Below are 13,740 nucleotides of genomic sequence, written 5' to 3' on the forward strand. Positions count from 1 at the left end.
GCATGTCCAGGACCATGATGTCCGGTGTGGCGCTGGCCTTCGGCGCGGCCCTGCTGGTCAGCGCCTGCGGGACCGACGAGACCACCAGCACCACGACCACCACCACGACCACCTCGCCCAACTACGGCAACTCCAGCCTGACCACCCCGCCGACCGGCGGCTCGACCACCACCGAGCGCACGACGACGACCAAGAGCGAATAAGGACTCTTCGTTTCGCTCACGAATGAAACGGCCGGCTCCGCACAAGCGGGACCGGCCGTTGTCTTGCCGATCCTTCCTTTGTTCGTCCTACCAACGTACAAGTTTCAAGCCCTTCCCGCTCGGCTAGGATTTCAGGGCGCGCCCAACGAAGCGCGCCGGAACAGCCGAACAACGGAGGGAACCCCATGCGCACACTGTTCGCGATCACGGCCGCCCTGATCGCGCTGGCAAGCCCGGCTCTGGCCGTCGAGGTCACGGAATCGGCCACCTTGCCCTACCCGGTCGAGAAGGTCTGGCAGCAGATCGGCCCCTTCTGCAACCTCGGCACCTGGCACCCGGCGGTGGAAAGCTGCACCCTGCGCCGCAAGGACGGCGCGCAGGAGCGCGTTCTGGCCCTCAAGGGCGGCGGCGCGATCGAGGAGCGCCTGCTCTCCTCCTCCGCCAGCAGCCACCGCATCCGCTACTCGATCCTGTCCAGCCCGCTGCCGGTCAAGGACTACGCGGCTTCCCTGTCGGCCGAACCGGCGGGCAAGGGCACGCGCGTCGTGTGGAAGGCGCGCTACACCTCCAACGGCGCCAGCGACGAGGAATCGCGCAAGGTGATCTCCGGCATCTTCACCTCGGGCTTCGACGGGCTGAAGCAGAAGCTCGCCGCTCAGTAAGTCACCGCCGTTCGGCGGAGCGGCCAGGATCGCCGGAATCCGCGGGCGACCCTGGCCGCGATTCCGTGCCGTGGTCCGGGTTGGCCTTGCCGTGGCGACAACGACGGTCTACTTGTTCGGCAACTTTGTGAAAGTTGCTGATATGGTCGACACGTCCCTTTCCCCCGTTCACGTCATCGGCGGCGGCCTCGCCGGGTCCGAAGCCGCGTGGCAGCTCGCCCAGCGCGGCGTCCCCGTCGTGCTGCACGAGATGCGGCCGGTCCGCCCGACCGAGGCGCACAGCACCGACCAGCTCGCCGAGCTGGTCTGCTCCAACTCCTTCCGGTCGGACGACGCGGAGTACAACGCGGTCGGGCTGCTGCACGAGGAGATGCGGCGCTGCGGTTCGCTGATCCTGCGTTGCGCCGACGCGCACAAGGTGCCGGCGGGCGGCGCGCTGGCCATGGACCGCGACGGCTTCGCGGGCGCGGTGACCGAGGCGATCACCGGCCACCCGCTCATCACCGTGGAGCGCGGCGAGGTTGCCGGCCTGCCGCCGGAGGACTGGGACAGCGTCGTCATCGCCACCGGCCCCCTCACCTCGCCGCCCCTGGCCGAGGCGATCCGCAGCTTCACGGGCGAGGAGTCGCTGGCCTTCTTCGACGCCATCGCCCCCATCGTCTATCTGGAGAGCGTGGACCTGTCCAAGGCGTGGTTCCAGTCGCGCTACGACAAGCCCGGCCCCGGCGGCACCGGCAAGGACTACATCAACTGCGCCTTCGAGAAGGACGAATACCGCGCCTTCATCGATGCCCTGCTGACCGCCGAAAAGGTGGACTTCAAGGAGTGGGAGAAGAGCACGCCCTACTTCGAAGGCTGCCTGCCCATCGAGGTGATGGCGGAGCGCGGGGTGGACACGCTGCGCTACGGCCCGATGAAGCCGGTCGGCCTGACCAACCCGCACAAGCCGGAACGCCGCCCCTACGCGGTGGTCCAACTCCGCCAGGACAACGCGCTGGGCACGCTCTACAACCTCGTCGGCTTCCAGACCAAGCTGCGCCACGCCGAGCAGGCGCGGGTCTTCCGCATGATCCCCGGCCTGGAAAACGCGGAGTTCGCGCGGCTGGGCGGCCTGCACCGCAACACCTTCCTGAACAGCCCGCGCCTTCTGGACGGCGCGCTGCGGCTGAAGGCCCAGCCGCGCATCCGCTTCGCCGGGCAGGTGACGGGCTGCGAGGGCTATGTGGAAAGCGCCGCGGTCGGCCTGCTCGCCGGTCGCTTCGCCGCCGCCGAGCGGCTGGGTGGGGAGCCGTCCGCTCCGCCGGTCACCACCGCGCTGGGGGCGATCCTCGGCCACATCACCGGCGGCGCCAACGCCGACACCTACCAGCCGATGAACGTCAATTTCGGCCTGTTCCCGCCGGTGGACGAGCGCATCCGCGGCCGCGACCGCAAGCTGGCCTACACCCGCCGCGCGCTGGAGGACCTGGAGGGCTGGCTGAAGGCCGCACCCGCTGTCGCGGTCTGAAGACCGGCAAATCCGGGGAAATTATCACGGAACCACAATAAAGATCATAAGTGAGCCTTAACCAATGCCGTGGAACACTTTCTTGCGAGTGAGCGAGAAAGTTTTCCAGCGGGATGGTTATGATTAAAATAAAATCATTGGTTGCCAAGCAGGTAATCGTCATCGTGGCGGTGACGATCATTTCGCTGACGGTCGGAATTGCGGCCCTGACGACCAAGAGCGGGTCGGACATTGAAACCCTGGCGTACCAGAGCGGGGAGCAGCTTGGCCACCGCTACGGCGAGATGGTGCAAGCCCGGCTGGGGAACGCGATGGAGGCCGGCCGCTTCATCGCGACCTCACTGGTCGGCCTGAAGGCCGCGGGCCGCACCGACCGGGAGCAGCTCTCTTCCTGGCTCAAGAGCATCGCCGAGGCCAACCCGGAGTTCCTCGGCGTCTGGGTGGGGATGGAGCCCAACGCCCTGGACGGCCGTGACGCGGAGTTCGCCAACAAGCCGGGCACCGACGCGTCCGGTCGGTTCCTTCCCTACTGGAACCGCGGGTCGGGAACGGTCGCGCTGGAGTCCCTCGTCGGCTATGACGATCCGGGTTCCGACGGCGCCTATTATCAGATCCCGAAGCGCACCGGACGCGCCATGGTGGTGGAGCCCTACAGCTACACGGTCGCCGGCCGGAAGGTGCTGATGGTGTCCATGTCCGTCCCGATCGTCGAGAACGGCCGGGTCATCGGAGTGGCCGGCATCGATCTGTCCACCGACGGCATCTGGTCCATGCTGAAAACGGTGAAGCCCTTCGACAGCGGGTCCATCCACCTGATTTCCAACGACGGCGTCTGGGCCGGTCATCCCGACGCCGAGCGGATGGGGCAACCGATCGGCGCGTCGGACCCGGCGCTCGACGCCGCCAAACCGGCCATCCGCGCGGGGCGGAGTTTCGAGCAGATGTCGGTCTCCGGGGGGCAGCCCGTGAAGCAGCTGTTCCTGCCGGTGAAGGTCGCGGGAACGGACACGCCCTGGTCCCTGCTGGTCAACCTGCCGCTCGACAAGATCAACGCCCCGGTCCGGGACCTGCGCAACGCCACCATCATCGGCGGGCTGGTCCTGCTGGCGGCCCTGGTGGCCGCGCTTCTGTTCGCCAGCCGCAGCATCGTCGGCCTGCCGTTGCGTCGCACCATCGCGACGCTGGACGCCGTGGTCGCCGGAGAGCGCGGCGTGGTCATCACCGACACCGGCCGCACCGACGAGATCGGCGCCATCAACAAGGCCCTGAAGCTCTTCCAGGAGAACACCGCCCGCATGGCGGAACTTGAGGAGGAACGCCACCGCGAAGAGCAGCGCGCCGCCGAACGCCGCAAGCGCGACCTCGCCGACGTCGCAAGCCGGTTCGAGGCGTCGGTGGGCGGGGTCGTGCGCAACGTGTCGGAGCAGGCGGACGAGATGCGCAGCACCGCGCAGAGCCTGTCGGCCATCGCCGCCCAGACCGACCGTCAGGCCGCCGCCGTGTCAACCGCCGCCGAGGAAGCCAGCCAGAACGTCCAGACGGTGGCCGCCGCCACGGAGGAACTCAGCTGCTCCATCCGCGAGATCAACGAGCGGATCGGCCGCTCCTCGCAGATGGCCGCCGAGGCCGTGGCCGAGGTGGAGCGCACCAACAGCACGCTCGAAGGGCTGGCCACCGCCGCGCAGAAGATCGGCGACGTGGTGAACCTCATCCAGGGCATCGCCGGGCAAACCAACCTGCTGGCGCTCAACGCCACCATCGAGGCCGCCCGCGCCGGCGAGGCCGGCAAGGGCTTCGCCGTCGTCGCCAGCGAGGTGAAGAATCTCGCCAACCAGACGGCCAAGGCGACCGAGGATATTTCCCGGCAGATCGCCGACATGCAGACCGTCAGCGGCACGGTGGTCGGCGTGATACAGGCGGTGGGGCGGAGCATCATCGCCATCAACGAGACGATCACCGCCATCGCCGCCGCCGCGGAGCAGCAGGGCGCCGCCACCCAGGAGATCAGCCGCAACGTCCAGCAGGCGTCGATGGGCACCGCCGCCGTGTCCGTGAACATCGGCGGTGTGACCCAGGCGGCGGGGTCCACCGGCTCGATGGCCGATCAGGCGCTCGATGCCGCCGGCGATCTGTCGCGGGAGGCCGATCAGCTCCGCCAGGAGGTGGAGCGGTTCGTCGCGATGATCCGCGCCGCCTGACCGGAAGGGGTCAGAACCGCCCGCGCAGCGCCGCCCAGGCCAGCTTGGCGTGGCGCAGCGGGTGGGGCATCAGCACGCGCGCGGCGAAGGGGTCGTCGCCCTCCCGCGCCAGCGCGTCCAGATGCAGCCCGGCCAGCACCGCCGGCAGGAGAGCCGACAGGGCGGAGCGCGGCACCGCGCGGCGCAGCGCGCGGGCCTTCGCCAAGTGTTCACGGGCGGCCTCCGCCACCTCGCGCACCACGGGGCGCAGTTCGGGGGTGGAGCGCAGCTCGAACAGGTCCCCTTGCTTGGCACCGTGGGCCGCCATGCGGTCGGCGGGGAGAAGCTGGCGGTGCTGGCGGGCGTGGAAGGGCACCGCCCGGGCGATGCCGGCCAGCGCGTAGCCGATCCCGGCCTGACGCCCGGCCTCCGCCGCCTCGGCGTCCTTCGCGCCGAGGATCTCCAACGCGAGCTGGACGAGCGGCGCGCCGGTGACCTCGGCGTAATTGACGAGGCAGGACAGGTTGGCCGGCGGGGTGTCGTCGAGGTCGGCCTCCCGCGCGTCGATCAGCCGGTCGAACAGGGCGCGGCTCAGCCCGCCCTCCCGCACGGCGGCGGCCAGCGGCTCCATCACCGCGTGCTTGGGAACGGCGGCACCCTCATAGACCTTGTCCAGCCCGTCGCGCCAGAATTGCAGCCGCATCTGGCCCAGCACCGGCTCGGTCACCACCTCGCGGGTCTTGGCGATCTCCAGGTTGAAGGCGTAGAGGGCGAACAGCGATTCGCGGCGCTCCGCCGGGGCGAATAGGCACGTCAGGAAACGGTCGTTGTCATATTTCCTCACCTCCCGTCCGCAATAGGACAGGTCGGGGGTCGCCTTCGCCATGTGATGCCTGTTCTGGAAAAATGGGGGTGGCACAGTTTGGAAGCGGGGCAAAGCCCGCTCGCGCCTTATATTAGGCAGACAGGCTCTCCACACCAGCCCCGACGCGCAGCAGGCGGAACAATGGCCGATTTCAACATCGCCCCCACCAAGCCCCGCAAACCCAGCCCGGTCGCCCGCAAGGATGCGGACTCGGAGAATTTTCCGGTCGCCTCGCGCCTGCTGCCGAAGCATCTCCGGCCGCATGTCATGGCCTTCTACCGGTTCGTCCGGCTGGGCGACGACATCGCCGACGACCCCGATCTCGAGCCGGAGACCAAGCTCGCCTATCTGGAGGCGCTGGAGCGCTCGCTGACCACCGGGCAGGCCAAGCACGCCTATCTGAAGCCGGCGCTGGACCTGCGCGCCAGCCTGCAGGCGACCGGCGTCAGCGACCGCCACCCCCGGCAGGTGTTGCGCGCCTTCCGGCGCGACGCGGTCGGCGCGCGCTGCCACAGCTGGAGCGATCTTCTGCTCTATTGCCGATTCTCCGCCAACCCGGTCGGCCGCTACCTGCTGGACCTGCATGGCGAGGGGGTGGCCGCCGGGCCGGCGTCGGACGCGCTGTGCACCGCCCTGCAGGTGCTGAACCACCTCCAGGACTGCCGGGAGGATTGGAGCCAGCTCGGGCGCTGCTACATTCCGCTGGTCTGGTTCGACGATTCGGCGATCAGCGTCGAACGGCTGGTCGAGACGGAGAGCGACGCCAAGCTGCGCGCCATCTTCGACCGCACGCTGGAACACACCGACCGGCTGCTGGAACGCGCCGCCCCCCTGCCCGGCCTGATCCAGCATCGCGGGTTGCGGATGGAGGCGTCGGTGATCCTCAGCCTCGCCGAGTCGCTGGCACAGCGGCTGCGCAGCCGCGACCCGCTGAAGAAGCGGGTGGTGCTCGGCACGCATCACAAGCTGTTCGCCACCGCACGCGGGCTGGCGCGCGCCATCGGGAGCAAATAGACTCCGGCTTCTTCGACCGCCATCACGCAGGACCGACGTATGCCGCAGCCATCGCTGGACTCGACGCAGAGCGACACCGCCGACAGTCCGGCTGCCGCGGCGGCGGCGGTGACCGGACGCTCGGGCAGCACCTTCTACTGGCCGATGCTGCTGCTGCCCCGCTCCAAGCGGGCGGCGATGTTCGCCATCTACGCCTTCTGCCGGCGGATCGACGACATCGCGGACGAGCCCGGCGAGCCGGCGGACAAGCGCGCGGCGCTCGACGCCTGGAGGACGGAAATCCGCGGCCTCTACGCCGGCGGCGCGCCGTCCAGCTCGCTGGGAGCGGCGCTGAAGGGCGCCATCGAGCGCTACGGGCTGCCGCGGGGCGAGTTGGAGGCGCTGATCGACGGCATGGCCATGGACATTCCCGCGGACGGCGGAAATGGCGGTCCCGTCAACGGGGGCATGACCGGCCCGGCGCTGCCGACTCTCCGCCTCTATTGCCGCCGCGTCGCCGGCGCGGTGGGCATGCTGGCGATTCGCGTCTTCGACCGCGCCGACGCCTCCACCGAGGCTTTCGCCCTGGCGCTGGGCGAGGCGCTGCAATTGACCAACATCCTGCGCGACCTGACCGAGGACGCGGAGATCGGCCGCCTCTACCTGCCGCGCGAGTTGCTCGACGAGGCCGGGATCGGCAGTTCGGACCCCGCCACGGTGCTCGCCCATCCCAACCTGCCGCAGACCTGCGAGGCGCTGGCCATGCTGGCCGAGGAGCGCTTCGCCGAGGCGCGCCGGGCGCTGGCCGAGGGGCAGTCCGCCGGGCGGCGCGGCTCGCTGTGGGCGGCGGTCGCCATGATGGTGCTGTACCACCGGCTGCTGGTGCGCCTGCGGGCCCGGGGCTGGCGCGATCTCGACCGGCGGGTCCGGGTCGGCAAGCGCGAATGCGCCCTGGTGGCCGTGCGCTGCGCGCTCGGCTATCCGCCCGCCGCCTGACGGGCGTCTTGGGCACCGTCCACATCGTCGGCGCCGGCCTCGCCGGCCTGTCCGCCGCCGTCCGCCTGACCGAGGCCGGGCGGCGGGTCGTCCTGCATGAAAGCGCGCCGCAGGCGGGAGGGCGATGCCGCTCCTTCCACGACGCCGCGCTGGACCGCGTGGTGGACAACGGCAGCCATCTGGCGCTCAGCGGCAACCGTTCCCTGCTCGGCTATCTGGAGCGGGTCGGCGCCCGCGGCGCCCTGTCCGAGTTGCGCCCCGCCGCCTTTCCCTTCCTCGACCTCGGCAGCGGTGAGCGGTGGTGCCTGCGTCCCGGCGGGCTGTGGCTGTTCGACAAGGCCCGCCGCGTGCCGGGAAGCCGCCCCGCCGACTACCTCGCCGCCCTGCGGACCCTCACCGCCCGCCCCGAGACGGCGGTGGCCGACGCCCTGCCTCCCGGCGGGCCGCTCTTTGAGCGGCTGTGGCGCCCGCTGGCCGTGTCGGTGATGAACGGGGCGCCGGAGCGGGTGTCCGCCCGCCTGTTCGGGGCCGTGCTGCGGGAAACGCTGCTGCGCGGCGAGGCTGCCTGCCGGCCGCTGTTCGCCGAGAAGGGCCTGTCCGCCGCCCTGGTCGATCCGGCGGTGGCGTGGCTGACGCGGCATGGCGCCGACCTGCGCACCGGAACGCGGGTGGACGGGCTGGAGCGCGCGGGGGAACGTCTCGCCGCCTTGTCGGTCGATGGGGAGCGCATTCCGCTCGGCGGCGGAGACGCGGTGATCCTGGCGGTCCCGGCCTGGATCGCCGGACGGCTGCTTCCCGAGGCCGTTCCCATGCCCGCCGCCGGCCGGGCCATCGTCAACGCCCACTTCCGCCTGCCCGACGCGATGGAGCTGCCGGGCGGCCTGCCCTTCCTGGGGCTGGTGGGCGGCACGGCGGACTGGCTGTTCCGGCGCGGCGACGTGCTGTCGGTGACGGCCAGCGACGCCGACGCACTCGCCGCCCAGACCGTCGAAGCGGTCGCCGCCACGCTGTGGCGCGACGTGGCTCGGGCCCTCGGCACGCCCGGCGCGGCTCTGCCGCCCTACCGAATCGTCAAGGAGCGCCGAGCGACTCCGGACCAGTCCCCTGTCCATGCGGCGAATCGCCCCGGTGCCCGGACGGCATTGAAAAACCTCGTTCTGGCCGGCGATTGGACGAACATGGGCCTTCCGGCAACGCTCGAAGGTGCGGTTCGCTCCGGCGAGTTCGCCGCGCGGGCGGTCCTGGACGCAAGGATTACCACCTTTTCGCGCCTCGGCCTTTTTCCAGCCTTCACTTTGCCGCGCCGCGGGCCTATTTGAGCGGACGGAGGTGCCGTGCCGCAAGGCGCGGGCCGAGATGGGACAATCCAAGAAGAGAGGGTAACTCAATGGCGTTCGAACTGCCGCCGCTCCCGTATGGCTATGATGCTCTGCAGCCGTTCATGTCGTCGGAGACGCTGCACCTGCACCACGACAAGCACCACCAGACCTACGTCACCAACCTGAACAACCTGACGAAGGACAGCCCGCTGGCCGACGCCAGCCTGGAAGACGTCATCAAGCAGAGCTACGGCGACGCCTCCAAGCAGGGCCTGTTCAACAACGCCGGCCAGGTGTGGAACCACACCTTCTACTGGCAGAGCATGAAGAAGAACGGTGGCGGCGCCATCCCGGGCGAGCTTGAGAAGCGCCTGATCGCCGACTTCGGCAGCGTCGACAAGTTCAAGGAAGAGTTCTCGAACGCCGCCATTACCCAGTTCGGCTCGGGCTGGGCTTGGCTGTACATCGACGGCGGCAAGCTGAAGGTCACCAAGACCTCCAACGCCGACACCCCGCTGGCCCAGGGCCACTTCCCGCTGCTGACCGCCGACGTGTGGGAGCACGCCTACTACGTCGACTACCAGAACCGCCGCGCGGACTTCGTGAAGGCGTTCCTGGAGAGCCTGGTGAACTGGGAATTCGTGGCCGAGCGCCTGTCGAAGGCCCCGGCCTGATCCTTCCCCGGATCGCCAGAACGGAAAAGGCCCCCGATCCGGGGGCCTTTTTTCGTTCGAACGGGTGCGGAGAAACACAGGAGCCGGATCACACCGGCAGCAGCGCCGCCCCCACCCGCCGGCCTTCGGCCAGCAGGACGTTGTAGGTGCGGCAGGCCGCCCCGGTGTCCATCACCTCCACCACCAGACCGGCGGCGCGCAGGCTCTGGCGCAGCGCCTTGGGCAGAAGCTGCATCCGCTCACCGGAGCCGAGCAGAAGGAACTCCACCCGCGGCTCCGCCTCGATGACGGGGGCGAAGTCCTCCGCGGTCAGGGCGGCGAAGTCCTGGGGGCGCCAGGGCTCCGTGCGGTCGGGAAGGACCACGACCGCACCGGTGCGCCATTGCCCGGACACACAGAACTGCCCGTCCCCATAGCCGTCGATGACCTGCCGGTCCGACGGGATGATCGGCGTGATGTCCGCCATCTCTTGTCCGTTTCCTGTTCTCGCCGGTCCGTGCTTGGTCGATCAGGGCGTCGGATTGGCGGCCGGGGCCGCGTTCTCCGCCGGCGCGTTGCGGCGCAGCCGGTTCTCGCCCAGGAACAGCAAGATGGGGGCGGCGATGAAGATGGACGAGGAGGTCGCCAGGAAAATGCCGAAGATCAGCACGATGCCGAAATCCTGCAGCGCCTCGCCGCCGAAGAAGGCCAGCGGCAGGATCGACAGCAGGGTCGACATGGAGGTGCCCAGCGTGCGGTTCAGCGTCTCGTTGATCGAGCGGTCGATCAGCTCGCGCAGCGGCATCTTCTTGTAGATGCGCAGGTTCTCGCGCATGCGGTCATAGACCACGACCTTGTCGTTGGTCGAATAGCCCATGATCGTCAGGATCGCCGCGATGGCCGTCAGATTGAACTGCATGCCGGTGATCGCGTAGAAGCCGACCACCTTCGTCACGTCCAGCAACAGCGTCACGATGGCGCCGAAGCCGAACTGCCATTCGAAGCGGAACCAGATGTAGACGAGCATCGCCAGCAGCGCGAGGCCGAGTGCCAGCATGCCGTTGAAGAACAACTCGCCGCTGACCGACGCGCCGACCGCCTCGACACGGCGCACGGTGGTGCCGGGGACCTCCTGGGCGAGCGTGGCCCTCACCTTGTCGGCGGCCACCTGCTGGGCGGCGTCATCGCCCGGCTGGCGCTCCAGGCGGATCAGCACGTCCTGGGGCGAACCGAACTCCTGCAACTGCACCTGCCCCATGTTGAGCTGGTTCAGCGTGTGGCGCAGCGAGGCGAAGTCGGCGGCCTGCGGCGTGCGCGCCTCGATGACGATGCCGCCGCGGAAGTCGATGCCGTAGTTCAGGCCGGGATAGAAGAACAGCACCACCGACGCGATCGACAGGAACGCCGACACGATCAGGCCGGCGTGTCGCCCGCGCATGAATTGGATGTTGGTGTTGTCAGGGACCAGACGAAGCCGGAACATGGGTATGACCTCTTACACCGGCAGGACGGCCGGCCGCGTCTTGCGCAGCCAACTGACCATCATGAGACGCACGAGCACGGTGGCCGTGAACAGCGAAATCAGGATGCCGAAGGTGATGGTGACGGCGAAGCCCTTGATCGCGCCGGTGCCCAGCACGAACAGGATGGCCATCTTGATGGCGGTGGTCAGGTTGGCGTCCACGATGGTGGAGTAGGCGCGGCTGAAGCCGGCCTCGACCGAGCCGAAGACGCCGCGGCCCTTCTTGGTTTCCTCGCGGACACGCTCGTTGATCAGGATGTTCGCGTCGACCGCCAGACCGAGCGACAGCAGGATGCCGGCGATGCCCGGCAGGGTCAGCGTCGCCTGGAGCAGGGACAGCGCGGCCAGCGTCAGGACGGTGTTGACCAGCAGCGCGAAGCAGGCGAAGGCCCCGAACAGGCCGTAGGCGGCGATCATGTAGACGCAGACCAGCACGAAGCCGATGCCCACGGCCATCAGGCCGGCGCGGATCGAATCGGCGCCCAGGTCGGGGCCGACCGTGCGCTCCTCGATGACCTTCAGCGGGGCGGGCAGGGCGCCGGCGCGCAGCAGGACGGCGAGGTCGTTGGCGTCGGCGGCGGTGAAGTTGCCGCTGATCTGGCCGCGCCCGCCGGTGATCGGCTCGCGGATCACCGGGGCGCTGATGACCTTGTTGTCGAGCACGATGGCGAAGGGCCGGCCGACGTTGGCGCGGGTCACGTCGGCGAAGCGGCGGGCGCCGATGCTGTCGAATTCGAAATTGACCACCCACTCGCCGGTCTGCGGGTTGCTGCCCGCGGTGGCGTTGGTCAGGTTGGCGCCGTCCACCTCGACCTTCTTGCGGATGACGTAGGCGGTCTGCGTCCGCCCGCCCTCCGCCGAGGGGAGGATGTCGGTGCCCGGAGGGGCGCGGCCCGCGCTCGGGTCGGCGTTCATGTCGACCAGACGGAAGGTCATCTTCGCGGTGGTGCCGAGCAGCCGCTTCACGCGGTCCGGATCCTCGACGCCGGGAAGCTGGACCAGGATGCGGTCGGCGCCCTGGCGGGCGATGGTCGGCTCGTTGACGCCGGTCTCGTCGATGCGGCGCCGCACGATCTCGATGGACTGCTCGATGGCCTGGGTGGCGCGCTCGCGCAGGGCGATCTCGCTGAGCCGGGCGGTGACGCTGCCACCGCTGGCGTTGACCTCCAGGTCCGGCTGGCCGCCGCCGAGCGGTCCGCCGCCGATGGTGTTGGCGAGCTGGCGGAGCGCCCGCACCGCCGTGTCGGCCTGTGCCGGATCGCGGAGCTGCACGGTGATGCCGCGGTCGCCCGGGGTGATCGCCGTGTAGCCGACATTGTCGTTGCGGAGCTGGGTGCGCGCCGAATCGACCAGGCCTTCGACGCGGTCACGGATGACCGCGCCCATGTCCACCTCGAGCAGCAGGTGCGACCCGCCGCGCAGATCGAGGCCGAGGTTGACCCGGTTGTGCGCGTACCAGTTCGGCAGGGCCGACAGCGTCTCACGGCTGAGAAAATTCGGCAGCGTGAGGATGGTCCCGAGCACGCAGATCGCGACGATCAGAAAAATCTTCCAGCGCGGAAAATACAGCATTCGTAAACCAGTCCCGTTCGCTACCGGAGAACCGCGTTACTTGCGGTCCGCAACCTTCTCTTCAGTCTTCTCGTCGGCGCTCTTGGCCGGCTCGGACTTCGACAGCACGAGGTTCACCGTGGAGCGCATGACGCGGACGCGGACGTTCTCGGCGATCTCGACCTGAAGCTCGTCCTCCGGACCGACCTTGGTCACGGTGCCGATGATGCCGCCGCCGGTCACCACGCGGTCGCCGCGACGGATGGCCTCCAGCATGCCCTTGTGTTCCTTCATCTTCTTCTGCTGCGGACGGATCAGCAGGAAGTAGAAGACGACGAAAATCAGGATCAGCGGCAGGAACTGCACGATCATGTCGGCCCCACCGGCGGCGGGCGCGGCGGTCTGTGCATAGGCCGTCGAAACGAACATCTGGAGGCTCCCTGTGGTTTGGTTCCGAAGGCGCAGCGGGCGCTCGCGGACGCGGCGACTATAACGGTCCGGGCCGTCGATGCAATGGAATAGGGGTACGCCAGCCGGGCTTCAAGGGCCGCGGCTGTCCATCACGGCAAAGAGAAGCAGGAAGCGGCGCAGGCAGGGCGCCGTGACGGGCTCCACCCCGTGGAAGGAGCGGTCGGACGGCGCGTAGGCCAGAAGATGGTTCGGCAGGAAGGGCGCGGTGCCGGCCAGCTCGAAGCCCTCGCGCGCAAACCGCTCCGTCGAGCGCCCGGCGTTGGCGGTGAAGGACGGGTCGCGCGGCCGGTACAGCGCCGTGCCGAGATCGGGGCGGCTGCCGTCCGCCGGCATGTAGAGCAGCATGGACAGGAAGGTGCCGAACACGTCGGTGTGGGGCAGCATGGAATGGCCCGCATGGTCCTCGACCAGCCGCGCGTAGACCACCGCCGGCCGGTTCCCCACCGGCGCCTCCAGCTTGGCGGCGAGGGAGGGGAAACGCGGGGCCAGCCGTTGCAGCGTCTCCGGCCCGAACAGGCAATCGCGCACCTCCCGCCAGACCGCCGCGGCCTCCGGCTCCATCTCCCTCAGGTTGCGGTCGGTCAGCACCATCTGATGGCGCTGGGGAAGGCTGTCCATCTGCAGGAGGGCCAGCGCCTCGAACCGCGGCCAATGGGCGACGGCGCGGGCGTAGAGGTCCGCCGGCAGGGCATCCGGCACCACCAGATGCGGGAAGGGCTCCTCGCTCAGCGGCGTCTCCTCCAACCGCCGCAGGACATGCGCGGCGCTCCCCGTCGGGATGGGGAGATCGGCGGAACGTTCTGCGTGCATGGCCGGCCCTC

The 13,740-nt window shown here is 69.3% G+C and carries 14 protein-coding genes; 8 read left to right on the forward strand and 6 right to left on the reverse strand.

The genetic code is table 11. The features are described from left to right. Positions 1 to 2 precede the first annotated feature (2 nt). The 4 genes from ABVN73_RS17655 (at position 3) to ABVN73_RS17670 (ending at position 4,570) form a co-directional block, all read left to right on the forward strand. A complete protein-coding gene (locus ABVN73_RS17655) occupies positions 3 to 203 on the forward strand; it encodes a hypothetical protein (protein WP_353859591.1) in 201 nt (66 codons plus the stop codon). 185 nt (positions 204 to 388) lie between these two features. Further along, a complete protein-coding gene (locus tag ABVN73_RS17660; RefSeq protein WP_353859592.1) occupies positions 389 to 865 on the forward strand; it encodes an SRPBCC family protein in 477 nt (158 codons plus the stop codon). 142 nt (positions 866 to 1,007) lie between these two features. Next, positions 1,008 to 2,372 (forward strand): methylenetetrahydrofolate--tRNA-(uracil(54)-C(5))-methyltransferase (FADH(2)-oxidizing) TrmFO, encoded by a 1,365-nt coding sequence (trmFO, locus tag ABVN73_RS17665; RefSeq protein WP_353859593.1) that lies wholly within the window; start codon positions 1,008 to 1,010, stop codon positions 2,370 to 2,372. 137 nt (positions 2,373 to 2,509) lie between these two features. Continuing rightward, positions 2,510 to 4,570, forward strand: coding sequence for a methyl-accepting chemotaxis protein (locus ABVN73_RS17670; protein WP_353859594.1), 2,061 nt, complete (start codon positions 2,510 to 2,512; stop codon positions 4,568 to 4,570). 10 nt (positions 4,571 to 4,580) lie between these two features. On the opposite strand, the gene ABVN73_RS17675 is transcribed toward ABVN73_RS17670, so the two are convergent. Then, the gene (locus ABVN73_RS17675) at positions 4,581 to 5,435 is read right to left on the reverse strand and encodes a phytoene/squalene synthase family protein (RefSeq protein ID WP_353859595.1); all 855 of its coding nucleotides are present in this window, start codon (positions 5,433 to 5,435) and stop codon (positions 4,581 to 4,583) included. A 120-nt stretch (positions 5,436 to 5,555) separates the two neighbouring features. Between ABVN73_RS17675 and ABVN73_RS17680 the strand changes: the two genes are divergently transcribed. The 4 genes from ABVN73_RS17680 to ABVN73_RS17695 all read left to right on the forward strand — a co-directional run bounded on the left by ABVN73_RS17680 (position 5,556) and on the right by ABVN73_RS17695 (position 9,396). Next, entirely contained in the window at positions 5,556 to 6,428 is an 873-nt protein-coding gene (locus tag ABVN73_RS17680) for a squalene/phytoene synthase family protein (RefSeq protein WP_109072636.1), read from the forward strand. Between the two features lie 39 nt (positions 6,429 to 6,467). Next, positions 6,468 to 7,403 (forward strand): presqualene diphosphate synthase HpnD, encoded by a 936-nt coding sequence (gene hpnD / locus ABVN73_RS17685; RefSeq protein WP_353859596.1) that lies wholly within the window; start codon positions 6,468 to 6,470, stop codon positions 7,401 to 7,403. Between the two features lie 8 nt (positions 7,404 to 7,411). Next, positions 7,412 to 8,722, forward strand: coding sequence for a hydroxysqualene dehydroxylase HpnE (hpnE, locus tag ABVN73_RS17690; protein ID WP_353859597.1), 1,311 nt, complete (start codon positions 7,412 to 7,414; stop codon positions 8,720 to 8,722). A 68-nt stretch (positions 8,723 to 8,790) separates the two neighbouring features. Beyond that, positions 8,791 to 9,396, forward strand: a complete 606-nt coding sequence (locus ABVN73_RS17695; protein ID WP_014197280.1) for a superoxide dismutase — start codon at positions 8,791 to 8,793, stop codon at positions 9,394 to 9,396. Between the two features lie 88 nt (positions 9,397 to 9,484). On the opposite strand, the gene ABVN73_RS17700 is transcribed toward ABVN73_RS17695, so the two are convergent. The 5 genes from ABVN73_RS17700 to ABVN73_RS17720 form a co-directional block, all read right to left on the reverse strand. Beyond that, a complete protein-coding gene (locus ABVN73_RS17700; RefSeq protein WP_353859598.1) occupies positions 9,485 to 9,862 on the reverse strand; it encodes an Mth938-like domain-containing protein in 378 nt (125 codons plus the stop codon). A 42-nt stretch (positions 9,863 to 9,904) separates the two neighbouring features. Then, on the reverse strand, positions 9,905 to 10,858 hold the full coding sequence (gene secF / locus ABVN73_RS17705) for a protein translocase subunit SecF (protein WP_353859599.1): 954 nt from the start codon (positions 10,856 to 10,858) through the stop codon (positions 9,905 to 9,907). Positions 10,859 to 10,870: 12 nt separating this feature from the next. Further along, entirely contained in the window at positions 10,871 to 12,469 is a 1,599-nt protein-coding gene (secD, locus tag ABVN73_RS17710) for a protein translocase subunit SecD (protein WP_353859600.1), read from the reverse strand. Positions 12,470 to 12,505: 36 nt separating this feature from the next. Continuing rightward, on the reverse strand, positions 12,506 to 12,877 hold the full coding sequence (gene yajC / locus ABVN73_RS17715; RefSeq protein ID WP_353859601.1) for a preprotein translocase subunit YajC: 372 nt from the start codon (positions 12,875 to 12,877) through the stop codon (positions 12,506 to 12,508). A gap of 111 nt (positions 12,878 to 12,988) precedes the next feature. Continuing rightward, on the reverse strand, positions 12,989 to 13,729 hold the full coding sequence (locus tag ABVN73_RS17720; RefSeq protein WP_353859602.1) for a hypothetical protein: 741 nt from the start codon (positions 13,727 to 13,729) through the stop codon (positions 12,989 to 12,991). Positions 13,730 to 13,740 lie beyond the last annotated feature (11 nt).

This window comes from Azospirillum formosense (genome assembly GCF_040500525.1).
GTDB lineage: Bacteria > Pseudomonadota > Alphaproteobacteria > Azospirillales > Azospirillaceae > Azospirillum > Azospirillum formosense_A.